The organism is Pseudomonas sp. DF5, assembly GCF_058148225.1.
Genome location: NZ_JBYVYM010000003.1, coordinates 118,285 through 141,921 on the forward strand (window position 1 = coordinate 118,285; position 23,637 = coordinate 141,921).

Sequence of the window (23,637 nt, forward strand, 5' to 3'; positions counted from 1 at the left end):
GGCCTGTCAGTCGATATCAATGTTGGCTGACCCACCGCATTCGCGAGCAAGCCCGCTCCCACAAGGGATTTACCGCAGGTTCAGGCGATGGCGCGGTGTTTCAATAACAAAGTCAAACCGAGTCCCGTTACTGACAACAACGCCGCACAAAAGAAAATCCACGCATACCCCAGGTTCAACGCCACTGCACCCATCAACGGCCCGGCAATCGCCAGCGCCAGATCGAAAAACACCGCGTAAGCACTCAAACCCGCCCCGCGACTGGAATTGGGCACCTGCTTGATCGCTTCCACCCCCAGCGCCGGATAAACCAGCGACAGGCCGAACCCGGTCAGGCCTGCGCCGATTAAGGCATAACCGGTCGAGGGCGCCAGCCACAACAGCACCAGTCCGACGGTTTCAATGCTCATGCAGGCAATGGCCGAGGTGAAACCACCGAAACGGCTGATGCTGGAAATGAACAACAGCCGCGACAGAATGAAACACACGCCGAACACCGTCAGGCAGTAAGCCGCACCAGTCCAGCTAAGACTGGCGTAATACAGGGTAATAAAAGTGGTGAGCGTGCCGTAGCCGATAGACGCCAGGCTCAGGCTCGCGCCGAAAGGGGCAATGCGCCCGAATACCGCCCAAAACGGCAGCCGCTCGCCGCGAATCACTGGCACCGAGGGTTTGTTGCGGATCAACAGCAGCGCCAACAGGGCCAGTAACGACAGCATGATCCCGAGGCTGGCGAAGCCCAATTCAGCCACCATCACCACGCCCAGCGGCGCGCCAATGGCAATGGCGCCGTATGAGGCAATCCCGTTCCAGGAAATCGAACGCGCCGTGTGCTCGACACCGACCTGGCCCATGCACCAACTGATGGTGCCGACCCCGATCAACCCTTGAGCAATTCCCAGCAGCAACCGGCCAACGATCAGGATGATCAGGCTCAACAACGGCAAACTCTGCAGCAGGGTCGACAGCAGCGTCAGCACGCCGCTCAATACAATCCCCGACAACCCATAAACAATCGCCCGTTTGGTGCCGACGCTGTCCGACAAGCGCCCGGCCATCGGCCGGCTGAGCAGGGTAGCCAGGTATTGCGAACCAATGGTCAGGCCCGCGACGATAGCGCTGAACCCCAACTGCTCATGCACATACCCCGGCAACACGGCAATCGGCAGGCCGATGCAGAGGAAGGCGATAAAGGTATAGAAAACGATGGAAACGATCTGCAGGGTGATCGCCATGGAGCTTTGCGGGGGCAGTTGCTGCACAGACATGAGAGCTCGTTCGCGGGCGGCGGTAGGAGAACTGCATCATGGCGCGGGCGTGAAATAAAAGAAAGCAGGCTAACGATGTGGATTGCAGATCAGCATAGGCCTTCAGTATTTACACCGTTTGTGAGGGACTCATCGCGAGCAGGCTCGCTCCCACAGTTGATCTGTGTCGCTCACAGGACCCAATGCGCGAGCGATCGTTTCAGCATCACGGTCCTTTGGAGTTGAAATGCAAAAAGCCCCGTCACCAGGACGGGGCTTTCCATTTGCAGCCAGAAGCCGCCTTACATCAACACACCCTGACTACGCAGGTAGTCGTCATAGGTGCCGCTGAAGTCGATCACGCCATCGGCACTCAACTCGATGATACGGGTGGCCAGGGACGATACGAACTCGCGGTCGTGGCTGACGAAAATCAGCGTGCCCGGGTAGTTCTCCAGCGCCAGGTTCAGCGCCTCGATGGACTCCATGTCCAAGTGGTTGGTCGGTTCGTCCATTACCAGTACGTTCGGCTTTTGCAGGATCAGCTTGCCGAACAGCATGCGACCTTGCTCACCACCGGAGATGACCTTGACCGACTTGAGGATCTCGTCGTTGGAGAACAGCATGCGACCGAGGGTACCGCGAACCAGTTGCTCGCCGCCCTGGGTCCACTGGCCCATCCAGTCGAACAGGTTGCAGTCGTCTTCGAAGTCGTGCGCGTGGTCCTGGGCGTAGTAGCCCAGCTCTGCGGCGTCAGTCCATTTCACGGTGCCGGCGTCCGGGGTCAGTTCGTTGACCAGGGTGCGCAGCAGGGTGGTTTTACCGATACCGTTCGGGCCGATGATCGCCACGCGCTCGCCGGCTTCAACGGTGAAGCTGAAGTCCTTGAACAGGGTCTTGCCGTCGAAGCCTTTAGCCATGCGCTCGACGATGACCGCCTGACGGTGCAGCTTTTTGGTCTGCTCGAAACGAATGAACGGGCTGACACGGCTCGAAGGCTTGACCTCGGCCAGCTGGATCTTGTCGATCTGCTTGGCGCGGGACGTTGCCTGCTTGGCTTTCGAGGCGTTGGCCGAGAAGCGGCTGACGAACGATTGCAGTTCCGAGATCTGCGCTTTCTTCTTGGCGTTATCCGACAGCAGTTGCTCGCGGGACTGGGTCGCCACGGTCATGTACTCGTCGTAGTTGCCCGGGAACAGGCGCAGCTCGCCGTAATCCAGGTCAGCCATGTGGGTGCACACGCTGTTCAGGAAGTGACGGTCGTGGGAGATGATGATCATCAGGCTGGAGCGCTGGGTCAGCACGTTTTCCAGCCAGCGGATGGTGTTGATGTCCAGGTGGTTGGTCGGTTCGTCGAGCAACAGCACTTCAGGATCGGAGAACAGCGCCTGCGCCAGCAATACGCGCAGTTTCCAGCCCGGCGACACTTCGCTCATCGGGCCGAAGTGCTGCTCGATGCCGATACCCAGGCCCAGCAACAGCTCGCCGGCACGGGACTCGGCGGTGTAGCCGTCCATTTCGGCGAATTCGGTTTCCAGCTCGGCCACGGCCATGCCGTCTTCTTCGGTCATTTCCGGCAGCGAGTAGATGCGATCGCGCTCGGCCTTGACCTTCCACAGCTCTTCGTGACCCATGATCACGGTGTCGATCACGGTGAATTCTTCGTAGGCGAACTGGTCTTGACGCAATTTACCCAGACGCACGTTCGGCTCAAGCATGACCTGGCCGCCGGACGGATCGAGGTCGCCACCGAGGATTTTCATGAAGGTCGACTTGCCGCAGCCGTTGGCGCCGATCAGGCCGTAGCGGTTGCCCGCGCCGAATTTGACCGAAACGTTTTCGAATAGCGGCTTGGCGCCGAACTGCATCGTGATGTTAGCTGTGGAGATCAATTACTTTACCTATCAATGGGTTGCGAGCTGCGCATTTTGGCGTTTGGGCCATACCTGGGGCGTTTTGGAGTTTCTCCATCTCTCCCCAGTCACCGCTAGACTTCAACCGGCGCGCATAAGTCGAGAGCAGCATCTGGACGCTTGTCCAAGCTGTTGGGCAATAAAGGCGGGATTCATGCCAGACATTCCGCATATTGTCGCATAAGTGTGACGGCAGTTGTACGGCGCGCGATAACGTGTCGCGAGCTTCTTCAGATTGGCCCCGCTGCTTGGGTCTACCTGAGGGGATGGTTCATCCTGGTGGGTGGCGAAACGCTGCGCAAATCCTTGATTACACGCCAATGTTATTTTTGTTCAGCGTTGTGTTAGGGACACCGGGCGCTGCTCTGGGTAAAGTCGGCAGCGCTTGCCCGGCCAGGTGTGTTTCAGAAGGATTGCTGAATGGCCAGCACTTGGTCAGGGTGGGCACCTGTTCAGATATTGGTTGCCCCTGCCCGGTGATTCATTCTCTACGACTAGAATAAAAAGTGTCTTCTAGTCACGGATGAATCAAATGAAGCTGATTTTGGTAGTGCTTATCGTTGGTTTGTTGGCCTGGAAACTTTCCCCTGAGCTGCAACCCTGGGTTGAAGCCAAGCTACCGCATCCGAAAGTAACCCCTACAGTCGCGACTGCGCCGAAGCCTGTTTCTGCGCCATTCAAATGTGACGGACGCCAATATTGCTCGCAGATGACCTCGTGCGCAGAGGCCAAAAACTTTCTGCAAAATTGCCCGGGAATGAAAATGGACGGCGACAACGATGGTGTGCCCTGTGAGTCGCAGTGGTGCCAATGACTTTTTTGTCGCGGGGCAAGGGGGAATAAACGAGCCTGACGGCTACAACGCTTGTAATAAGTTGTTCGTGATTGTTCCCGAAAAAATAGTCTCTACTGGCCCGATGAGAAAGACCGGGCCCACGCCATCCCATTGAACCGTTACGGTGCCGCCATCACATTCAACCTCAACGGAATGGTCTAACAAGCCACGACGAATTCCGCTGACAGCGGCGCCACAAGAGCAAGTGCCTGAACCAAGCGCAATCCCAGCCCCACGCTCCCAAATGCGCAACCGAATGTGTTGTCGGTTAATGATCTGGACGAAATGCACGTTCGTCCTGAGGGGAAACAGTGGGTTGGTTTCAATGGTTGGTCCGATTGTCGCTATATCAATGGCTGTCAGATCGTCTACAAAATAGGTGCAGTGCGGATTTCCCATGCTACAAGCTGCCGGGTCGCCGGCAAGTGGCAGAACCGCAGTATCCATTTCCAGAGCCAGGGGAATATCCGACCAGCCGAAAAGCGGCTCGCCCATGTTGACCGAAATTGCGCCGGTTGAAGTTCGTTCGCAAGTGAGCAGCCCGCGGTGGGTTCGCAGCACTATCGAATCAATATGCAATTCGCGCATCAGCAGATCCGCGGCCCCCCGTGTTGCGCTGCCACAAGCATCCAGCGCGGAGCCATCTGCATTCCAAAACATCAGGCGCGCATTGGCATCATCGCAATCAAGCACCGCTGCGAGTTGATTGAATCCGACGCCTCGGTTCCGGTTACCCAGTCGCCGAACCATGGCACTTGTTATTTGGTTGGCCGAGTTTCGCGAGTCCACAATGACGAAGTCATCGCCATTTGCATGCATTTTATGAAAACTCAGCGGCATAAATAGATCCTGGGTGAACTGGCGTTTGAAATCGATCTAGCCCCATTCGCATAACCTTTGCAAGCCGTGAGCCGGTAAAGAAAACACCAGCCCTCAAAACCGATAACGATTGATCGACTCTTGAATTAGTATTCCATCCTCTACCCAAGGAACATGGAAGTGAGAAACAAATTCGCAGCAGGTATGTTCTGTTTTCTGACGATTGTGACGGCTCAATACGCTTACTCCAGCGCTACGGATGAGTCCGCCGAAAACGCTTCATTACTCTGCAAAATTCTCGATGGCAATGACGCCTTGACCCAGGCCTCCGAATTCTCGGCCGAGGATCGGACGGTCAATATCTCGGTAGACCGTTCTCCAGAGGAAGCCAAAAAGCTTTGCCCGGAAATCAGCGCCATCGTCGAGTATCACGAGATGACTTTTACGCAAGGCTGGACTGTGCAGATCACCTCTCCAGACAGCGGTTATGACGTTGTTGCTATCTGCCCGCTGTAATGATGGTGGTTGTCCTGCACGCCAGTGATCAGGTGCAGTGGAATGTGCTGTTGCTCATCAACGCATGTGATTTCGAAACTGCCCACTATTTGAAGGTGTCGCTCACTCAGCCCGGTCGACTCTTGTTCCTTTGCCTTAGCCATTCTCGCGTGGTTCGCTGCGATTTCGTTGAGAGTTGACACGTTACATCTCCCGATGACTGACCAAGCGTTTCGCTGGAGTCCTTAAGCGTTAATGTGATTGCCGCCGCGTCAGAATTACGTCGTTCCGGGGCTGCTACGGCCGGCATGTGCAAGCCCTAAGCCAGACATGGACGCGTATTCCGCGCCACGCTTTCCATGCGACGAATGGTGTCGCCCGATGTCGTGACGGGTGACCACCCCTTCAAATTGGCTCGATCAGTTCAGGGCCATCGTTGTGCACATTGCCCACGGCTTGATCAACCTTGAACCACTCGAATGTCTCGGCTGGCTCGCCCTGCGACAGCACTATCTGCTCGGCGCGTTCTTTCGGCGTGGCCGGGTCCAGCCATTCCCGGGCCAGCTCGGGGTTCAGCGTCACCGGTTGCCGATCGTGAACATCTATCATGCCGCCCTTGCTGTCGGCGGTGATGATTACGAAGCCGTCATGTTCATCCGGCTGATGTTCATACCGTGGATACTGACCAATCGCCGCGCACAGGATCGGTGCGCGATCCTTGCGGCGGATGAGGTAGGGCTGTTTTTTCGGACCGCCCTCGTAGACCCATTCAAACCAGTTATCGATGGGGACAATTGCCCGGTGCGGCCATATCGTTTTAAAGAATGGGCCGTGGCTGACCTTCTCGACTCTGGCATTGATCGGCATCGGATGTTCTTCGGACCAGTGCGGCCGCCAGCCCCAGCGAACCTTGTCGGCATGCAACACGTCGCCTTCCTGATGGAAGAGGGCGAGTTGAGTGGTCGGCGCGGCGTTGTAGAGCTCGAATGGCTGATCACCGGCGTTGTTGATCAAGGCGTTGGGCATGCTCAGCGCCTTGACGAAGTCGTGGATGCCTCGGTACTGCGAAAGTCGTCCGCACATGGCTGAACCCTCATGCCTAATTCTGAGCTTAGACGATCCTTTAAACCGATAGGGCGTTAAGGCTGCATGAGCATTTCGGCGGCATGAGTAGACACATTTTCACAGTTGAAGGTTAACTATTGGTTACAAAGTGTGGCTAAAATGACATCTTTCGCTCCCATGTCGATTTGTCGGCATGGCTCAAGAACGCGCCATCGGGACGCAGTTGCTCACTTCTGACGTGTGACGATTTCAGTGAAACTCATTATTGCTGCTATCTATGTTATCTCCATCGCGTATGTCCACTTGCGTGGCAAGGTGCGCCACAAACCAGGCCGCCAACTAAGCGACCACTCGACGTTTCTGGCGCCGATCAATTGCTTCCTTTATATGTTCTCGAAAATCCCCAATCGGCCTTATCTCAATCCGGCGGACTTTCCCGACCTGAGTCCTTTGCAGGCTCATTGGGAAGAGATTCGCGCTGAAGGCCAGAACCTGCTCAAGGCAGGGGAGATCAAGCGCTCGAATCAATACGACGACGTCGGTTTCAACTCGTTTTTCAAAAGTGGCTGGAAGCGTTTCTATCTCAAGTGGTACGGCGATAGTCACCCCTCGGCTGCAAAACTCTGCCCGCGCACCACTGAACTGGTGCAAAGCATTGGCTCGATCAAGGCTGCAATGTTTGCAGAACTGCCACCGGGTTCCAAACTGGTCCGCCATCGCGATCCATATGCCGGCTCGTACCGTTATCACCTGGGGCTGGAAACGCCGAACGATGCCGGTTGCTACATCAATGTCGACGGTGAGAGTTATCACTGGCGCGACGGCGAGGCAGTGATGTTCGATGAAACCTTCATTCATTACGCCGAAAACACCACCCAGCAGAACCGCATCATCCTGTTCTGCGATGTCGAACGGCCGATGAAGTATCGCTGGGCGGCGGCGTTCAACCGCTGGTTCAGCCGTACAGTGATGGCGGCGGCGGGCGCTCCGAACGATGCGGGCGACAAGACCGGTGCTATCAATCGTTTGTTCTCCAGGATCTACAAGATTCGCCTGCGCGGTAAAGCGCTCAAGAAGCGTAACCGTGCTCGCTATTACCTGGAAAAGTGGGTGATTTTTGGTGGGCTGCTGGCGGTTTTCGTTTTGATCTGAGTTTTGCGTGGTGGCGCATGGCGCCTTCGCGGGCTTGCCCGCTCCCACAGTGTCTGTGACGGATATATAAATACTGCGAACGCCGCCAAGCCTGTGGGAGCGGGCTTGCCCGCGAAGAGGCTGGTATATTCACCGCAAAGCTTATGAATTCCACGGTGACGGTTCAGCCACGAGAATGCTTCGTGGCTTTTTTGTCTGTGCTCGTCTTGGCTTTTGCTGACGTTTTACCGGCACTCCTGGCACCGAGGCTGCGTTTGAGTAGTTCAGTCAGATCAATCACATCCGCGGTCTTGCGCTCCTCTTCGCCGGTAACGGCTTCGACGGTCTCGATCCGGCCTTCATTTGCCTTCTGCTCAACCAGCGCCATGATCTTGTCTTCGAAGCTGTCGCGGTATTCCTCTGGCGTCCAGTCGGCACTCATGTCCTCCACCAGCCGTTTGGCCATCTCCAGTTCGCCCTTGGCCAGGTCCGGCTTGGTCACTTCACTGCCCAGCTCCAACTGATCCAGACTGCGCACGTCGGCCGGCCAGCGCAGCATCACCAGAACCAGGGCTGACTCCAGCGGCATGAGGGCCGCCAGATGCTGACGCGTATGCAAAACCACGCGGGCGAGGGCGACCTTGCCGGTTTTGTTGAGGGTTTCGCGCAACAGCGCATAGACCTTGCCACCACGTTTGTCCGGCGCCAAGTAATAGGGTGTGTCGATGTTTTGCAGGGGGATTTGCTCGCTGTCGACAAAGGCAAAGATGTCGATGGTTTGGGTCGACTGTGGATGAGCCGAGCGAATTTCTTCTTCACTGAGCACCACGTAACGCCCCTTTTCGTACTGGACGCCTTTGACGATGTGCTCCTGGGTGATTTCCTTGCCGGTGACCTTGTTGATGCGCTTGTAGCCCACCGGCTCCATGCTGCGGCTGTCGAGCCAGTCGAAATCCACCCCGTGGGAAGACGTTGCCGAGACCAGCGCCACGGGGATATGCACCAGACCGAAACTGATTGCGCCTTTCCAGATTGCCCGTGCCATCGTCGTGTTCTCGGTAGCCCATTGATGTTCAGGTGACCTGTTGTCCGGGGGAAAGTTTCAGCCAGCTGCGACCCGGTTTTGCGGGCTGATCGGCGGCGCAGTAAACGGGTGTTACATCTTCTGAAGGAGGTTTTAGTTAACAAATCCGGACCCTGGGCGTAGCGTGGTTCTATTCATCCATGAAGCGTCGCACGCTCTTTTAGAGAGGTCTCCATGAACCGATGTGTGTTCGGCGTCATCGCACTGGCATTGAGTGGCGTGCTGAGCAGCGTGGCCTTGGCCGACGCCGCGCCGCCATCCTCGCCCTTGCTGCTGGCCCAGAACCTGCCGGGCAGCACCAATAACAATCCTTACAACAACCCGATCCGCCGGGCCAATCCCAACAGCATGCAAGGCACGCGACCCGGCATCCCGGTGATCCGTGGGCCGAGTACGGCGCCTGTGCCGCGACCACCGACCCTGGAGAATGGCGGTATCGGCAACCGCTATCCGCAGGATCGCGAGACTCCTGCCAGTCCACCGACATTCATCCCCAATCCACATCATCGAGACGCAGACACCAGCAACCGTTAAACGGCAGGACAGAGGTCTTGCCAGCCATTTTGACGACAAAAGGAATCGTACATGTTGCGTAAAACCCTCTTCGCCACACTCTGTGCCAGTGCCCTGATGACTGCTGTCGCGCCCGTTTTTGCGGCACCCGTCCAGCAACTGAAAAGTGAGGAGGGCACCCTTGAGGTCACGCCGATCGTTAAGGGGCTGGAGCATCCCTGGGCGCTGGCGTTTCTGCCTGGCCGCCAAGGGATGCTGGTGACGGAACGGCCTGGCAACCTGCGAGTGGTCAGTGTCGATGGCAAACTTTCGAGTCCGCTCGGCGGTGTGCCTCAGGTCTGGGCCAAGGGGCAGGGCGGCTTGCTCGATGTGGTGTTGTCGCCCGACTTCAAGCAAGACCGCATGGTCTATCTGTCTTACGCCGAAGGCGGCGGCGAGGGGGGCAAGGCTGGTACGGCGGTCGGTCGCGGACGGTTGTCGGAAGATCTGACAGCTATCAAGGATTTCAATGTGATTTTCCGTCAGGAGCCCAAACTTTCGGTCGGCAATCACTTCGGCTCCCGTCTGGTGTTCGACCGCGACGGTTATCTGTTCATCACCTTGGGCGAAAATAACGACCGACCCACGGCGCAGGACCTCGACAAGCTGCAAGGCAAGATCGTGCGGATCTACCCGGACGGCAAGGTGCCGAAGGACAACCCCTTTGTGGGGCAAAAAGGCGTTCGCCCGGAAATATGGTCCTACGGCCATCGCAACCCGCAAGGCGCGGCACTCAACCCCTGGAGCGGCACACTCTGGGAAAACGAGCACGGCCCCCGGGGTGGGGACGAGGTCAACATCATCGAGCGTGGCAAGAACTACGGCTGGCCGCTGGCAACCCACGGTATCAACTATTCCGGCCTGCCGATTCCGGAAGCCAAGGGCAAGATCGTCGAAGGTACTGTGGGCCCGCACCACGTCTGGGAAAAGTCCCCTGGTCTTAGCGGCATGGCGTTCTACGATGGCGATCGCTTCAAGGCCTGGCAGCACAACGTGTTTATCGGCGCGTTGGTGGGGCAGGAGCTGATCCGCCTGCAGTTCGACGGCGATAAAGTCATTCACGAAGAGCGGTTGTTGGGTGAGCTGAACAAACGGATTCGTGATGTGCGGCAGGGGCCGGATGGGTATTTGTATGTGCTGACCGATGAGGATGATGGCGAGTTGTACAAGGTTGGGTTGAAGTAATACACATAGCTGGTAAGTCAAGACACAGAACCTGTGGGAGCGTGGCTTGCCCGCGAAGAACGATGACGCGCAGTACCTGAAAAACCGCGGTGTATCCTTCGCGGGCAAGCCACGCTCCCACAGGGCTTGCGTTTTAACCCGCCGGCATTGGGGAAAGCTCCTTCGGTACAACGATGCATTTCTCCAGCCGCAGTGCGTCGGTATGGTCCTGGTAATAGGCGTGAATCAGCGCGAAACGCCGGTAACCGCTACGTTCATACAGAGTAATCGCCGCCGGGTTGTCGGTACGTACTTCAAGTCGCAGGTAGGCGCAGTCGTGCTCAATGGCGCAAGCCTCGATATGCTCGAGCAACCGCGTGCCCAGTCCGCTGCCGCGAGCCTTGGTAGCAATCGCGATCGAGTACAAGCGTGCCCGTGAAGTACCCCGGTGAAACAGCACCAGCGCATACCCCACCAATTGCTCGCCACATTGGGCCAGCAGCAACTGCCCGTGAGCCCGATTGATCATCCATCGAAAACTGCGCCGGTTGAGCCTGTCCGTGGTGAAGCATTGCTGTTCGAGTGCCAACAGCGCCGGCAGGTCTTCATTAGCTGCCAGGCGAAAAACAGGATTCATATGACCGCCGTAAAAGTTGCGTAACGAAACGGGACTTTCGAAAAAGTTCGTGCTTAATAGGAAAGGTCTTGTTCTCCAACGGATCAATCACTATGTCAGCGGTACAAGGTCATTGGCGCGAAGTATCCGAACAAAGTTTGCCGACGGCAATAACTTCTGCACACTATTTAAATACCTCGATCAGAATTTCCAGCCCGTTGATGATAATCGTCGAGCGCAAGGAAGACTGGGCGTCCTACTTTCCCAGTGAGGACATCATCACCGCTCAGGAATACCTTGAACAGACTCGCGGCAACGAGCAGGGCAAACGGGTCCAAGTGATCAACCTGTGCCGCAGCTACAAGTACCTCGGGCATGGTTATTACTGCTCGCTGCTGGCCGAAGCACGGGGGCACAAAGTGATTCCGTCGGTGCGGACCATCAGCGAATTGACCCGCAAATCCCTGTATGGCCTGGCCCTGGACGACCTGGATAAAACTCTGGAAAAGGCCCTTAGCAATCATATTTACAGCGACACCGAAGGTTTCACCCTGACCCTGTACTTCGGCCAAACATCGATCGAACCATTACAGGATCTGGCTCGCCAGTTGTTCGAGGTTTTTCCTTGTCCGATATTGTTAGTTGAGTTTCGTCGAACTAACGGTTGGCACATCGAAGGTGTAAAGTCCGGTGGCCTGTCCAAGTTGCGTGAAGATCAGGAAGATCAGTTTGCTAACGCGCTGGACAGTTTCAGTCGCAAGATCTGGCGTCTGCCGCGCTCCAGGCGATTTGCCCGTTATGACCTGGCCATTCTGCATGACCCGCAAGAAGCATTGCCGCCCTCCAATCCCAAGGCTTTGGACAACTTTGTCAGGGTCGGCAAGACGCTGGGTATCGATGTCGAGTTGATAGGGCGCAAGGACTACGCCCGAATCGCCGAATACGACGGGCTGTTGATCCGCGAGACCACAAGCGTCGACAACCACACCTACCGCTTCGCGAAAAAAGCCGAGAGCGAAGGCCTGGTGGTGATGGACGATCCGGCGTCAATCCTGCGCTGCACCAACAAGGTTTACCTGACTGACTTGCTCAAAAGCCATCAACTGGGCATGCCTGCCACTGAAATCCTCTACAAGGAACGACCGGAAGATTTCGAGCGGGTAGGTGAGCGTCTCGGGTTCCCACTGGTGCTGAAGATCCCCGACGGCTGTTTCTCAAAGGGCGTCATCAAGGTTGAAAGCCAACAAGCCTTGCTCAAGGCCACGGCGGAACTGTTCGAACATTCGGTGTTGCTGCTGGCCCAGGAGTTTTTCTACACCGAATACGACTGGCGCATTGGCGTACTCAACCGCAAGCCGATTTTTGCCTGCCAATACTTTATGTCCAAGGGCCACTGGCAGATCTATAACCACAAGGCCAAAGGCCAGGACATCAACGGCGAATGTCGCACCCTGGCGGTTCACGAAGCGCCGCGTGCGGTGGTCGAACTGGCGGTGAAAACCGCAAATCTCATCGGTGACGGACTCTACGGTGTCGACCTTAAACAGTCCGGCGACAAAGTGGTGGTCATCGAAGTCAACGATAACCCGAACATGGACGCCGGCATTGAAGATGCATACTTGCAGGATGATCTGTATACGCTGGTGCTGGAAGAGTTCGTCCGGCGACTGGAGCTTAAACGCCGCGGTCAGGCTTGGTGAGCCCCTGCACCACCAGATACAACAACGGCCCGACTGACACGAAAACCGCCGTCACCAACAAATAAGGAACCACCGACAATCCCGACTGCCCGCGCTTGCGTGCATCCCGGTACATCCAAATACCGGCAAGCGTTGCCAACAGGTACAAATCAATGACCACCTGAGCGGTATCGGGCCGCGACATCAGACTGATACCGAAGTTGAGCAACGATTGTTCAGCCTGCAGCATCACCGAAACGGTGTAGCCGGCGAAGGCGATCAGGGCAATGAGGGGCAGGGCGACAGACTTCATGGTTTCCTTCCTTGGGACGATGAGCAGAATCGCCAGCCTACAGAGCCCGTTGAAAATTGGCCATTGACTTGCCATCAGCGTCCGGCTAATTTCCAGCCATGACTTCCACCGTATTGCGCTGCCAGCCAAGCATTATTACCGCCATTCCTTATTTGGCGGGCTAGCTCACGACTGCAGCACCCAACCCGCCCTAGAGGCGGGTTTTTACTTTCTGTCTCTTGGGCTCCGATCAAAGTCAGGAGACGACCATGAACAGTACCCCCGCCCAGCAGAGTTTGCTTGAGCATTACGTGAAAAAGATCCTTGCCGCGCCGGTGTACGAACTGGCGGTGCGCACGCCGTTGCAAGCCGCGCCGGCCTTGTCTGAGGCATTGGGTAATCAGATCCTGCTCAAGCGTGAAGACTTGCAACCGACGTTTTCCTTCAAGATCCGCGGGGCCTACAACAAGCTGGTGCACCTGAGCGATGAGCAGAAGGCCCGAGGTGTGATCACTGCCTCGGCGGGCAATCATGCCCAAGGCGTAGCGTTGGCGGCCCGCGAGTTGGGGATTGCCGCGACCATTGTCATGCCCTGCACGACGCCGGAACTCAAGGTAATGGGCGTACGCAGCCGGGGAGCCGATGTGGTGCTGCACGGCGAGAGCTTTCCGTTTGCCCTCGCCTATGCGCTAGGCCTGGCGCAGCAAACCGGCCGCACCTTTGTCTCGCCCTTTGACGACCCGGACGTGATCGCCGGACAGGGCACCGTCGCCATGGAAATCCTTCGCCAGCACCAAGGCGCGCTGGACGCAATCTTCATTCCGGTAGGTGGCGGTGGCTTGATCGCCGGTATCGCCGCGTACATCAAATACCTGCGCCCGGAAGTGCGGATCATCGGTGTCGAGTCGGAACATTCCGCCTGTTTGCAGGCGGCCTTACAGGCCGGTGAACGGGTTGTGCTGCCAACCGTAGGCACATTCGCCGATGGTGTGGCCGTCGCTCAGATCGGCGCCCATGGTTTCGAGGTCTGTCGGTTTTGCGTCGATGAAGTGCTGACCGTCAGCAACGACGAACTCTGCGCAGCGATCAAGAACATCTACGACGATACCCGCTCGATCACCGAACCTTCCGGCGCCCTGGCCGTGGCCGGGATCAAACAGTACGTGGCGCGAACTGGTGCCCGGGGTCAGACCCTGGTGGCCATCGACTCCGGCGCGAATATCAACTTCGACAGTTTGCGTCATGTGGCCGAGCGCGCCGCGTTGAGCGGCGCCCTGGCATAAGGGATGGGCGGATTATTCCTGAACGGCTTTCTCGACGTGGCTCGATGCCGACCAGATCCGGTAGCGCACTTCGATGTCTTTTGGCACGTAGAGCACGATCGGCAGTTTGCTGTTGTAGCGCAGCTTGAAACCATCACCGACCACTGGTACGAAGTCTTTCTTGCTCTTGCCGTCAGGACAGGCCATCAATGTGCTCATTGGGCCGGTGACTTTTTCCAGCCGGTAGAATGGGTAGCCCCAGCCTTCGAGGTTCTTTTCCTCAAGCATGCCGCCCAGGCGCTGACGGTTGCAGTCGACGGTAAGGGTCTTGCCGGCCAGGATCTCGACTTGATAGGCGTCTTCCTGTGTTTGCGGGGCAAGGTGAATGACCTGGCGGGTAAAACCGCTCTCCGGTTTGGGGTACGGCGCGACGTCTTCGAGTGTTGTGGCTTGGGCTACGGACGACAGAACGCCAACTATCAGCCCGACGGTCGTGTTAAAGGGCAAAGTACCCATAATGCCTCCTTGCGTGTGTGCGGGGTCAGCAGATACTGAATGGATAGGCCGCATTCTCGCGGCCGCCCTCTGCCAATGCAAACCCGCCATCAGAGATGGGTTGCAAAATGCAAGTATCGAAAACAGTCCTTTCTTGCATTTTGCATGGCGCGATGTGTTGCCATCTCCACCAACTCCTTGATTTGCCGACGAGCCGCAGGGCGAAATTCCGGGCATGTTTTATGCTGAAGCTGTCTTGAGCTGACCACGGTCCCGTTGAGTCAGCGCTGAAACAAAAAAACGGTCGGACGTTGGAACGATGAAGCCCGCAAGGAAGAAAAGAACGGGTGATCTGAGCTCCGACCGACATTGATTTTTGATTGGCATCTCACAATACCGAGAGGGTGGCCATGTTTCTTTCTGCCTTGGAACTACGCAATATCGTTGAAAGCAGTTTTCTTCCGAAACGCTGCCAATGCACGCTGTCGCCGGACCTGTTGATGACCGTCAAGGTGTATTCGGACCGCGAGACTGACCATCTCGACCTGTGCGTCACCGGCATAGACGCCCATCGCCTCAACGGCTGTCGGGAGATCAATAACCTGATCGCCGAGTTACGCACCGACCTTGAGCACAAGACCCATAGCCAAGTGTTCAGCTCGACATCAAAAGCCCATTAACCGGCTGTTTCACCCAGTTCGAGCGATACGCGCCGGGTCTGGACAAACCCCAGACCCAGTGCCAACTCCACCAGGATCGCCAGTAAAATACCCGGCCCGGCATGGCCATCGAGCCATTCGCCGAAGCCCAGCGCTGCCAGGCCGAAACAGCCCACCATAAAGCCGCTACACATCGCACTTCTCGCCGCCGATGGCGGTGCCTGCCGCACGAGATAAAACATCACCCCCAGCGCACCGAACAGCACCGCACTGCGCCTGGCCACAAAACCCGCTGCGGGCGAATACTCAATACTCCAGATCGCCAGCAACCATTGCGGCATCAAACCCCACACCAGCGCCAGCAAAAAGCAAAGCGCGGCGGTGAACGTCGACAGCGTGCGAAACGAGAACGGCATGGCGAATCCTTTCGGCAGTAGAGGGGGACGCCGAAGCATAGCCTCAGAATCCCCGCAGGCCTACCGTCAAGTGCCGAATCAGAATCGTCTGTCAGCTCTGATAACTGCACGCGTCAGAAAGTTTTCGATAGGTAATTTCTGCTGGCTTGCCCGAGGTGCTATCGATGTACTTCATGTCCGCCGTGACCACTTCGCAGTCCAGCGTCGACGGTTCGGTCATGGAAATGACCTTGCCCACATTCAGAGGCATACCGTAGTGATAAGGCACGGCCTGGGAGGACGACGTATCGTTGGCCTGAGCAAAACCGGCGAATGCGGTGCAGGCGAGGGCGGTGGTCATCAGCAGTGTTCGCATGTTCATGATGGGTCTCCAGTGCAGAGGGGAAGCCAGTTCGATGCAAGAGCGTCGAACCTGCCGCACTGGGCGTCAGAGGGTGCTGAGGGAGTGCGGTCCAGTAAAGTTTTGGACCGCAGGATTAATCGAAGGTTAAGTAGCGGGCTAATGGTTGTTGCGAGCCGGTTGTATGGTCATCTATTCGAGGCGCACAACCTTGAATCCACGTCGATCTGGAGGCGTCTCTATACCAGCGGGTCCTTCCAACTGCCCCCTTCCAGCAACATAGTCATAGACCAGAAACTTCGCCGACACTTCATACCCGATATTAGGAATGACCAGCCGGATCTGCTCTCGTCCGAGGTACAGCCAACGTGGTAGCGCCTTCTCGGCAAAATCGATTCGCTCGACGGTGTGAGTGACAGGGTTCTTGCGTAAAACGACGCCTTTTAGATACGGCGAGCCGTATGCGAAGGCGAATATCAGGCTGGAAGAAACACACTTTGCCAGGAAGACTTCGCCGAAAAAGTCGAAATCCGGGATGTCGGTAAAGGCCGGTTGGATTTTGCTGTCGAGTTTCACAAACAGGCGCTCGCCTTGCGCATTCGTTTCCGCCAGCAAGGACACCTGAGTTCTATCGGCCAAAGGGCAGGTGAGGATTGTCTGGAGTGGTTGCGCGTAGGCCGGGGCGGCTAGCAGTGCCGCGATGATGTACTTCCATGGTGTTTGCATTCGGGGAAATCCCTTCGGTTGTCGGGTCCTACGTTACTGCCCGTGAGTCGTGATAAATCCTAAGAAAGCTTCGTCCCGTTCCTACAGGCTGGGGCGTGTTGTCGTCTTTCGCCGGCCGGTTTCCAGCGGTTACTGTTTGGCGTCGCTGCAAAATCAGCGAACAGGTTTGGTCACCTGTTAACGTCGCACATATTTGTGCCCTCATTCGCACTGCGGACTTCTACGTCTCGTATTGCGTTGTAATGGCGGCTGTGTGCGGGACGCCTTCGGGCGAGCCGATTTGGCGTTATCGGTTGACCAAGCCTGTGCACAGCCGCCACCCATCGTTTGGTCACGGTGCTGGCGATTACTAATTAATGCCGAGTAATTACTATGCCAACGAAAAATCCGTTTCCCGAGCGCTACCGTTCAATCAAAAGCGGCGTTACCGACTCAAATCCCTTGGTGATCGACACAGAAGCCAATCCCCAAGACATCCTCGAATCCGCCCTACAGCGCATCCGCGCCTCCAGCCAGTTACTTGAAACACTCCACTGCCTATGCTTCAAGCACGGTGACGTTCAGGACATTCCGCACATTACCCATGCGCTTTATCTGCTGACTCAGGATGGTTGCGATCTGTTGACGGTTGCTCAGCAGCGGATGATGGGGTGGAAGGCGCCGGTCTGAGGTAGGGCTGTAAGGAAGGGGAGTAGCGTTACGATTTTGAATTGACTGAATGATCAATTCGTCCTGTTCTACTGCTTTGCTGTCACCTGATTGATGCAGGCTCAATCAGGTGACCTTTCAATAAGTCTTCATCGCTTCATAGTTTGTCAGGGAAGAACGACAGTGAAGGGCGGGTTGCTTTCCATTCGGTCAGAGTTTTTTTCGATTTCTCGATCTGCTCATCTGTCATTTTAGCAGCGATTTCAGGACGTTCGTCTTTTGCAAATTCTTGCATGCCGCCTCCACCATCCAGTTCAAGTATCCAGGAAACAGATGCATAGGCTGTTACTAGATCTTCTTTAAAACCGTATTCTGGCGACTGACCTGCCAAGTAGGAACCATAACCATACACAGCGCTGACATATCCAGTCATTGCAGCTTTTTCGTTCCAATACCTGAATTGCTCCCAATCCTTTTTCCGACCCTGAATCGCAGCGTACGCCAGCATGCCTTGAGGGTTACCACCCTCCGCAGACGCCTTCATCCAGTGTTCGACCATATCCGCTCGCTTTGACGGTGTCAGTAAGAAACCTTTTCCTTCACGGTATTCGGCCGCTAGATAGTATTGTGATAATGCAAAGCCTCCCTCTGCGGATTTCTCAAACCACTTATCATCTCCGGTAATCCGATATATCAAATACATCGCCTCAGCGTCACCTTTTTCAGCTTCTTTCATGGCAGCCTCTAAAGCACTTCGGGACCATTCGAGTGGCGATTTTTTTTCAACTGGGCAGTTGTTCATCTTAACGCAAAGGTCATTGTCACGTTGAGATAATCTTATCATTGCATATATGTCACCTTGGAGGGCAGATGCTTCATACGCACTTTGGGCTTCTGGTGTTATATGTTTGTTATTTTTGCGCAAAGCTTCGCCCAAATAGTACTGAGCCTCACGGTCGCCACTTTCAGCTGCTGTTTTTAGATAGGGTACTGCAGAAATGGCTTTGAGTTGATTGTAAAGTGTAATGCCTTGTCTTTTAGCTTGCTGCAGATCTGTGAAAGTCTGTGCATGTGCTGCCACTGAAGTTATCAAAATAATAGCAATGGCTAATGTTCGATTCATGGATTATTCAGCGGCTTAGTTTGAAAGGGGGGGGGATTAAAGAGCTGGATGAGTTTTTTTCAGTTGGCCGCAAAAGTTCAAATACATCGACTCTGCGTTGCCCTGTGCCGCTTCTTAAGTTGCCAATGATTTTGCGCTTTTCAGCCATTCCACAGGGGTTTTTTGGCTTTTTTGGCAGTTGTTCATAGTTGCACAAAGATCATCTTCCATCTGGCCAAGTCTAATCATTGAGTAAATATTACCTTGCTCAGCAGAAGCCTCGTAGGCTTCTTTGGCTGCTGCATCGATATATCGTTTGTTTTTTCGTATTGCTTCGCCTAGATAGTATTGAGCTTCGCTGTCACCGGCTGTGGCGGCGATTTGTAGGTAGGGAAGTGCGGAAGCACTCTTGAGCTGATTGTAAAGCTCAGTGCCTTGACTCTTAGCAGACCGCTGCTCGCTCGTAAACTGCGCGTAAACGGGTAAGGATATTCCTGCTAAGAGAAAGGCTATAAAGCAAAATGTTCTTGCTGATCGCTGCTTCATAGTTTATCTGGGAAATATGAGAGCGGCGGGTGTGTTGCTTTCCATTCTTTCGACATTTGCTTTGCTTGTTCGATTTGTTCAGGAGTTAGTTTTGCTGCAATTTCAGGGAGTATGTCGTTTGCGTAATCTTGCATGCCGCCACCGCCGTCAAGTTCAAGCAGCATAAAAATCAACGCATATGATTTTACCGGATCATAAGGGAATCCGAACTCTGATGGGTTTTTAGATAAATATGAACCATATCCGAATACAGCACTTGCGTATCCAGCTTTGGCTGCCTTTTCGTTCCAGAACCTGAGTTCTTCAAAATCTTTTTTGTGCGCAAGAGCCTCTACATATCCCATCATGCCTAAGGGGTAGCCGCCTTCAGCAGATGATTTCATTAAGCGCTCAACGACTTCTGCTCTGCTTGAAGGAAGCAGGAAAAATCCCTTTCCATCACGGTACCCAGTTGCAAGGTAATATTGTGCGAAGGCGTACCCTTTTTCGGCCGATTGCTCTAGCCATTTGTCGTCACCAGTTAGGCGAAACATCAGGTACATGGCCTCGGCGTTTCCTTTGGCTGCTTCTTTTTCAGCAGCATCTAAGGCCATTTTTCTCCATTCAGTTGGTTCTTTTCGACCTTCGGGACAGTTCTTCATAACAACGCAAAGATCGTTCTTGTTTCCAGAAAGTCTGATCATTGAATATATATCGCCTTGAAGTGCAGATGCTTCATAAGCGCTCTGTGCCTCAGGCGTGATGTATCTTTCGACTTTTCGCAACGCTTCGCCAAGATAATATTGTGCCTCATGATCTCCCGCTTCTGCGGCGACTTTTAGATGAGGGATCGCAGTCATGGTCTTGAACTGGTTGTAAAGAGTAATTCCTTTTTCTTTTTCTTCGAGTTGCTGCTGTGAAGGTGCGGCTAGCGCATTAGAACTAATGAAGAAGGAGAATAATATTGTGTATAAAAATGACTTTAAATAAATCATGCTTGGTTTCTCGAGATTTATGAGCCGATGTATTTTATGGTTCTAATGGGGGTGTAGCTATTTTCATGAAGGTCGAGTTTACATAGGCCATCTAGGCGTTGACCCAGTTTTTTGCTCTCTCTCATATAAATCGCTCGAATCTGGTCGCTATCTTGTCTAGAGTATTTCAATACGGGGTCTTGCATAAAGTTGTCTAGTTTATGTTTGTTTTCGCAGTACGCTTGCCCTGGGTTTTCTGAGAGCTCGCCAAATTTATTCATGCTTTTGCATGCATCTTCAAACTGTTGCTGGGCCTCGATTAATGTGCCAGAAGCATTAGAGTTTTTTCCTATCCAGTTCACTATCTTGCTTATTGCTTGTTGTTGTAGTAGATATGCCTCGTCTCTTTTGTATTCGTGCTTCTCATCACTTGGATCGCCTTCCCCCGCCTTGGTCGAAGTTACGGCAAATGCTTTCGGCTCAGATGTCAACGTCATGAATATAGGACCTAAAGCTGCGGGCGTCGCTTGAACGAACCATTTTTCCAATTCCTCTGGGTTGTGATATTCAACAATTGTATGAGCAATAGGTCCTCCCTTTCCGCTACTGGTCATTGCCTCATAGAGGTTCATGATGACGTTAATCCCCATCATATAAACCATTGCAACATCCAACCCAACTGCGCCGAGTACGTTCAGCGCAGAAGCTTGCTCAGCGGCCTCCGGAGTAATCCAGCTAATAGAAGCTCCCTTGGCTTTATACAACTCACGCCGATAAATATTGATGAGTTCTACAACCGCCTCGTAACCGACCTCAAACTTGAAACTACCATTCGCACCCGGCCCAAGGACAACAGCTGCTTTCAGATTGAGGATGAATTTACCCTTATCTACTGATATTTGAGCGTTGCCTTGCAATCCCGCGCCATAGGCGGCACCTAACGACCCACTGAGGTTGGCAAGCGTTAGCCATTGGCTAGCGCTTGTAGCCTCCTTGCTGTTGTTGATTCCTGTGGCGGGGCCTGCACGCAACGCAGCCAATGCTTTAGGCGGAGCCCAATTCAAAGCCCCTGTCAGTTCGATTCCTGCTTGAACGCCGGCGAACAGATTGAAGTTGGCCTTCATGCCATTTTCAATTTGTACGTTGGCGGCCTTGCCGGACATGACTGGACCAGTTGATTTGGTGTCAACAGCTGTCAGAGCCTTGGATTTGTATTCAAGGTCTGGGGTAGGGCTGGTATCACCATTGTCGGCTTTGGTTTTGATCGTTTCTTCGTGGGTCTTCCGTTCAGCTTTTGCTTCGGCATCTTCGCGCTGTGCCGGTTTGACAGGGCTGAGAGTCGCGCCATATTTGGTATTGCCGCCTATAGGGACCAGCTCAATACTGCCGGCGAGCATGAGTGACGCACCGGCGTATCCCCACGCACGGGCACCGAAATGGAATGACATACGGCCGAGGTTCAAGGTTTGAAGTTGAGGATTACCTTCGAGATAGTAATCGACCGTCACATCCTTGGCTTTTTCGCGAGTCGGCATATCGACTTTAAGTAGCTCCACTTCGCCTCGAGCCAGGTCGAAGCTCAATGACGCGCTGGCCGACGTCTTGAAGCCTTCAGTGGCAGAGAAGGAGGGACCTTCCAGCTTCACTTCGCCATGCAGTTTTTTTTGCGGTGGCGCAAGGCAGCGGACAAATTGCGCCTGCTGGCTCTTGTCGAAAAGCCTCACTTCACCACGAACACTCTTTTTGAATACGACCTGTTTAAGATGTTCGCCCCATTCTTTTCGCGCACCGGCATCCTCAAGCTGAGTCACTTTATAGCCGTTGGTTTGCAAGAAGCTGTAAAACTTGTCGATATTGAACCAACCATTGGTATCAAACCAATCGCCGGCTTGATCTCCAATTTTTAGCGCACCCTGGCTTGCCAACCACTGGCCAAATACCTTCTGCGCGCTGTTTTTACTTGCACCACCGTTACCATTCTTTGGGATACCTTCAAGAATTTTTTTCGCGCTCTTGCCGACCTTTTTCAGGTCTTCCTCAAGAAGCTTTGGCGCACCCTTGAGGTTGAGCAAACTGAACCACTTCAACGGCGTGCCGCTAGCTGCCAATGTGCTGACTTCCCTTAGCGGAAAGCCATCCTTGACAAGCCGATCAACCGGCTGAGGCTCAAACTGTTCAGGCTCCCATAACAAGTGACGTCGAATAGGGTCAGCGGCGACTTTCTGTTGAGCCTTTTCGTGTAAGCCCTGTTTTACAACTTGTAAACGGTCCCATTCGGCACGTTCGGCTTCGACCAGTCCGGCAGGTGCCTGGGCATTTTGACCCGTCGCTTCGACCCAGTTTTTGTACTTTTCACGCAAACGGTTATTGATTTCCGATTGCTGTTTTTCCGTATCGAGATATAACTTGAACTGCTCGATACCTGTAGTGATGTCATCGCCACTGATCAGTGCGTACTCAGGTAAGGCGATCCCGTATTCCGCTACTTTGATAATCGCGTCGGTGTATTCGTGATAGGCAAACGACTTGGCTTCGCCATGCTTCCACGCCAGGTAGGCGTATGTATCACCTTCGCAGGTATATAAACACTTCTGCAGTTCATCACGCTTTTTCTTATCTGTTTCAAGGAGCTTGGCGATATCTTCCTGAGCCTGTGGCTTGATGCCACCCTCACTGATCAGCGCCTTGCGTTTCTCCAGGTAATTTTGGACGCGAGCGCGAGCCTCGATTGCCCCGGCAGCGAACAACGTGCCGTTCTCGTAGGTATGCCCCTTCTTTTCGGCGGCGGCAATAGCGATTTTTTTCAGCGCCAACCACTCGCTGCGTAACTTACGTAGCTCGCTGTAATCATCCCGGATACGGTTCTGAGTATCGATATCCGACTGAAGCTGATCTATACGTGAGCGCTGAGTATCGGTTTTTGGCGCTTCAGCCTTTGGTGCATCCTTTTCTTTTGCGCGTTTTACTTCTTGGCGGCTGCGAAGGACCATTCCTGGGTCCATTTCGATATTCGGTTCCTGAGCTTCAATCTCCTCCATTCGCTGGCGCTGTTCGCCTTCGAGAAAATTACTCAGTTTTGGCTCAAGGAAGTAATTCAGTAATCCGCTGTCATCTAATCCCTTGAGGCGCTCATCACGGGATTTACTCGGAGCAATTTGATTCTCCAGAGCGTGCATCGCCTCCTTCATCGAGGAGGCGGCGCGCTCGGGCAGTAACCAAAACTCTTCTTCGTCAGTTGCATAAATTGCGGTGCCGTACGTGTTGGAACAAGGCTTGGGCTGATCCTTGAAACTGGGGGCGCACGTTTCTGTAAAGTCTTTTGCCGGCCCCAAATCAATGGGCTTAGGGCCAGGCGCACTTGCACTTTCGGCCGTTGGAGCAGGTTGGGAAGCTGCCGTTGAAGGGGCCGCGGATTTTGCAACCGCTTCAGCCTGAGCACTCTTGGGAACGCTAAGATTCCAACCCGGCTTGATGGCATTCGGGTTTGTGATGAAAGGGTTCATCTGGCGCAGTTGCGCAACATTGGTGTTGTAGCGAGTGGCAATCTGGCCGAGTGTTTCACCAGGATTGACTGAATGATTGGTAATTTCCATGGTGC

General features: G+C 54.5%; 23 protein-coding genes and 3 pseudogenes. 9 read left to right on the top strand and 17 right to left on the bottom strand.

Annotated features, from left to right (window positions below; translation table 11 throughout):
• Positions 1-80: 80 nt before the first annotated feature.
• From AC30D7_RS03965 to AC30D7_RS03975, 3 genes and pseudogenes are all read right to left on the bottom strand, one after another.
• Positions 81-1,268: an MFS transporter gene (locus AC30D7_RS03965; protein ID WP_490133139.1), complete on the bottom strand. Its 1,188-nt coding sequence runs from the start codon at positions 1,266-1,268 to the stop codon at positions 81-83.
• A 281-nt stretch (positions 1,269-1,549) separates the two neighbouring features.
• Positions 1,550-3,139 (bottom strand): ABC-F family ATPase, encoded by a 1,590-nt coding sequence (locus AC30D7_RS03970; protein WP_490133140.1) that lies wholly within the window; start codon positions 3,137-3,139, stop codon positions 1,550-1,552.
• Positions 3,123-3,394 (bottom strand): annotated as a pseudogene (locus tag AC30D7_RS03975) (hypothetical protein); the annotation flags it as partial. The pseudogene AC30D7_RS03975 and the gene AC30D7_RS03970, both read right to left, overlap by 17 nt.
• A 298-nt stretch (positions 3,395-3,692) precedes the next feature.
• Here AC30D7_RS03975 and AC30D7_RS03980 point away from each other — a divergent pair.
• Complete coding sequence (locus tag AC30D7_RS03980) at positions 3,693-3,974, top strand: excalibur calcium-binding domain-containing protein (protein ID WP_490133141.1); 282 nt, start codon at positions 3,693-3,695, stop codon at positions 3,972-3,974.
• 42 nt (positions 3,975-4,016) lie between these two features.
• Here the strand turns inward: AC30D7_RS03980 and dapF are convergent, their stop codons facing one another.
• Entirely contained in the window at positions 4,017-4,835 is an 819-nt protein-coding gene (gene dapF / locus AC30D7_RS03985; RefSeq protein ID WP_490133142.1) for a diaminopimelate epimerase, read from the bottom strand.
• A gap of 153 nt (positions 4,836-4,988) precedes the next feature.
• On the opposite strand from dapF, the gene AC30D7_RS03990 reads away from it, so the two are divergent.
• Positions 4,989-5,330, top strand: a complete 342-nt coding sequence (locus AC30D7_RS03990) for a hypothetical protein (RefSeq protein ID WP_490133143.1) — start codon at positions 4,989-4,991, stop codon at positions 5,328-5,330.
• Here the strand turns inward: AC30D7_RS03990 and AC30D7_RS03995 are convergent.
• Together AC30D7_RS03995 and AC30D7_RS04000 are read right to left on the bottom strand one after the other, a co-directional pair.
• Positions 5,300-5,512 (bottom strand): hypothetical protein, encoded by a 213-nt coding sequence (locus AC30D7_RS03995; RefSeq protein WP_490133144.1) that lies wholly within the window; start codon positions 5,510-5,512, stop codon positions 5,300-5,302. The genes AC30D7_RS03990 and AC30D7_RS03995 overlap by 31 nt on opposite strands.
• A gap of 202 nt (positions 5,513-5,714) precedes the next feature.
• Positions 5,715-6,392 (bottom strand): SOS response-associated peptidase family protein, encoded by a 678-nt coding sequence (locus tag AC30D7_RS04000; protein ID WP_490133145.1) that lies wholly within the window; start codon positions 6,390-6,392, stop codon positions 5,715-5,717.
• A 234-nt stretch (positions 6,393-6,626) separates the two neighbouring features.
• On the opposite strand from AC30D7_RS04000, the gene lpxO reads away from it, so the two are divergent.
• Positions 6,627-7,526: a lipid A hydroxylase LpxO gene (gene lpxO, locus AC30D7_RS04005; RefSeq protein WP_490133146.1), complete on the top strand. Its 900-nt coding sequence runs from the start codon at positions 6,627-6,629 to the stop codon at positions 7,524-7,526.
• A gap of 163 nt (positions 7,527-7,689) precedes the next feature.
• On the opposite strand, the gene ku is transcribed toward lpxO, so the two are convergent.
• Entirely contained in the window at positions 7,690-8,550 is an 861-nt protein-coding gene (ku, locus tag AC30D7_RS04010; protein WP_490133147.1) for a non-homologous end joining protein Ku, read from the bottom strand.
• A 213-nt stretch (positions 8,551-8,763) separates the two neighbouring features.
• On the opposite strand from ku, the gene AC30D7_RS04015 reads away from it, so the two are divergent.
• Both AC30D7_RS04015 and AC30D7_RS04020 read left to right on the top strand, forming a co-directional pair.
• Positions 8,764-9,123, top strand: a complete 360-nt coding sequence (locus AC30D7_RS04015; protein WP_490133148.1) for a hypothetical protein — start codon at positions 8,764-8,766, stop codon at positions 9,121-9,123.
• 51 nt (positions 9,124-9,174) lie between these two features.
• The gene (locus AC30D7_RS04020) at positions 9,175-10,326 is read left to right on the top strand and encodes a PQQ-dependent sugar dehydrogenase (protein WP_490133149.1); all 1,152 of its coding nucleotides are present in this window, start codon (positions 9,175-9,177) and stop codon (positions 10,324-10,326) included.
• 169 nt (positions 10,327-10,495) lie between these two features.
• Here AC30D7_RS04020 and rimI read toward each other — a convergent pair.
• Positions 10,496-10,942 (bottom strand): annotated as a pseudogene (gene rimI / locus AC30D7_RS04025) (ribosomal protein S18-alanine N-acetyltransferase); the annotation flags it as partial.
• A gap of 200 nt (positions 10,943-11,142) precedes the next feature.
• Between rimI and AC30D7_RS04030 the strand changes: the two are divergent.
• A complete protein-coding gene (locus AC30D7_RS04030) occupies positions 11,143-12,621 on the top strand; it encodes a RimK family ATP-grasp domain-containing protein (RefSeq protein ID WP_490133276.1) in 1,479 nt (492 codons plus the stop codon).
• Here the strand turns inward: AC30D7_RS04030 and AC30D7_RS04035 are convergent.
• Positions 12,596-12,913, bottom strand: coding sequence for a DUF2834 domain-containing protein (locus AC30D7_RS04035; protein ID WP_490133150.1), 318 nt, complete (start codon positions 12,911-12,913; stop codon positions 12,596-12,598). The genes AC30D7_RS04030 and AC30D7_RS04035 overlap by 26 nt on opposite strands.
• A 248-nt stretch (positions 12,914-13,161) precedes the next feature.
• Here AC30D7_RS04035 and ilvA point away from each other — a divergent pair.
• Positions 13,162-14,157: pseudogene (ilvA, locus tag AC30D7_RS04040) on the top strand (threonine ammonia-lyase, biosynthetic); the annotation flags it as partial.
• A 30-nt stretch (positions 14,158-14,187) separates the two neighbouring features.
• Here the strand turns inward: ilvA and eco are convergent.
• A complete protein-coding gene (gene eco / locus AC30D7_RS04045) occupies positions 14,188-14,670 on the bottom strand; it encodes a serine protease inhibitor ecotin (RefSeq protein ID WP_490133151.1) in 483 nt (160 codons plus the stop codon).
• A 389-nt stretch (positions 14,671-15,059) separates the two neighbouring features.
• Between eco and AC30D7_RS04050 the strand changes: the two genes are divergently transcribed.
• A complete protein-coding gene (locus tag AC30D7_RS04050) occupies positions 15,060-15,329 on the top strand; it encodes a DUF1652 domain-containing protein (RefSeq protein WP_490133152.1) in 270 nt (89 codons plus the stop codon).
• Here AC30D7_RS04050 and AC30D7_RS04055 read toward each other — a convergent pair.
• The 3 genes from AC30D7_RS04055 to AC30D7_RS04065 form a co-directional block, all read right to left on the bottom strand.
• A complete protein-coding gene (locus AC30D7_RS04055) occupies positions 15,326-15,724 on the bottom strand; it encodes a hypothetical protein (RefSeq protein WP_490133153.1) in 399 nt (132 codons plus the stop codon). The genes AC30D7_RS04050 and AC30D7_RS04055 overlap by 4 nt on opposite strands.
• 91 nt (positions 15,725-15,815) lie before the next feature.
• Positions 15,816-16,085 (bottom strand): DUF2790 domain-containing protein, encoded by a 270-nt coding sequence (locus tag AC30D7_RS04060; RefSeq protein ID WP_018926051.1) that lies wholly within the window; start codon positions 16,083-16,085, stop codon positions 15,816-15,818.
• Positions 16,086-16,256: 171 nt separating this feature from the next.
• On the bottom strand, positions 16,257-16,790 hold the full coding sequence (locus AC30D7_RS04065) for a hypothetical protein (RefSeq protein ID WP_490133154.1): 534 nt from the start codon (positions 16,788-16,790) through the stop codon (positions 16,257-16,259).
• A gap of 372 nt (positions 16,791-17,162) precedes the next feature.
• Between AC30D7_RS04065 and AC30D7_RS04070 the strand changes: the two genes are divergently transcribed.
• Entirely contained in the window at positions 17,163-17,459 is a 297-nt protein-coding gene (locus AC30D7_RS04070; protein WP_490133155.1) for a hypothetical protein, read from the top strand.
• Between the two features lie 136 nt (positions 17,460-17,595).
• Here the strand turns inward: AC30D7_RS04070 and AC30D7_RS04075 are convergent, their stop codons facing one another.
• The 4 genes from AC30D7_RS04075 to AC30D7_RS04090 form a co-directional block, all read right to left on the bottom strand.
• Complete coding sequence (locus AC30D7_RS04075; RefSeq protein ID WP_490133156.1) at positions 17,596-18,561, bottom strand: tetratricopeptide repeat protein; 966 nt, start codon at positions 18,559-18,561, stop codon at positions 17,596-17,598.
• A 114-nt stretch (positions 18,562-18,675) separates the two neighbouring features.
• Positions 18,676-19,086 (bottom strand): hypothetical protein, encoded by a 411-nt coding sequence (locus tag AC30D7_RS04080; RefSeq protein WP_490133157.1) that lies wholly within the window; start codon positions 19,084-19,086, stop codon positions 18,676-18,678.
• Entirely contained in the window at positions 19,083-20,060 is a 978-nt protein-coding gene (locus AC30D7_RS04085) for a tetratricopeptide repeat protein (protein WP_490133158.1), read from the bottom strand. The genes AC30D7_RS04080 and AC30D7_RS04085 overlap by 4 nt, the downstream gene beginning before the upstream one ends.
• 17 nt (positions 20,061-20,077) lie before the next feature.
• Positions 20,078-23,632: a LysM peptidoglycan-binding domain-containing protein gene (locus tag AC30D7_RS04090; RefSeq protein ID WP_490133159.1), complete on the bottom strand. Its 3,555-nt coding sequence runs from the start codon at positions 23,630-23,632 to the stop codon at positions 20,078-20,080.
• Positions 23,633-23,637 lie beyond the last annotated feature (5 nt).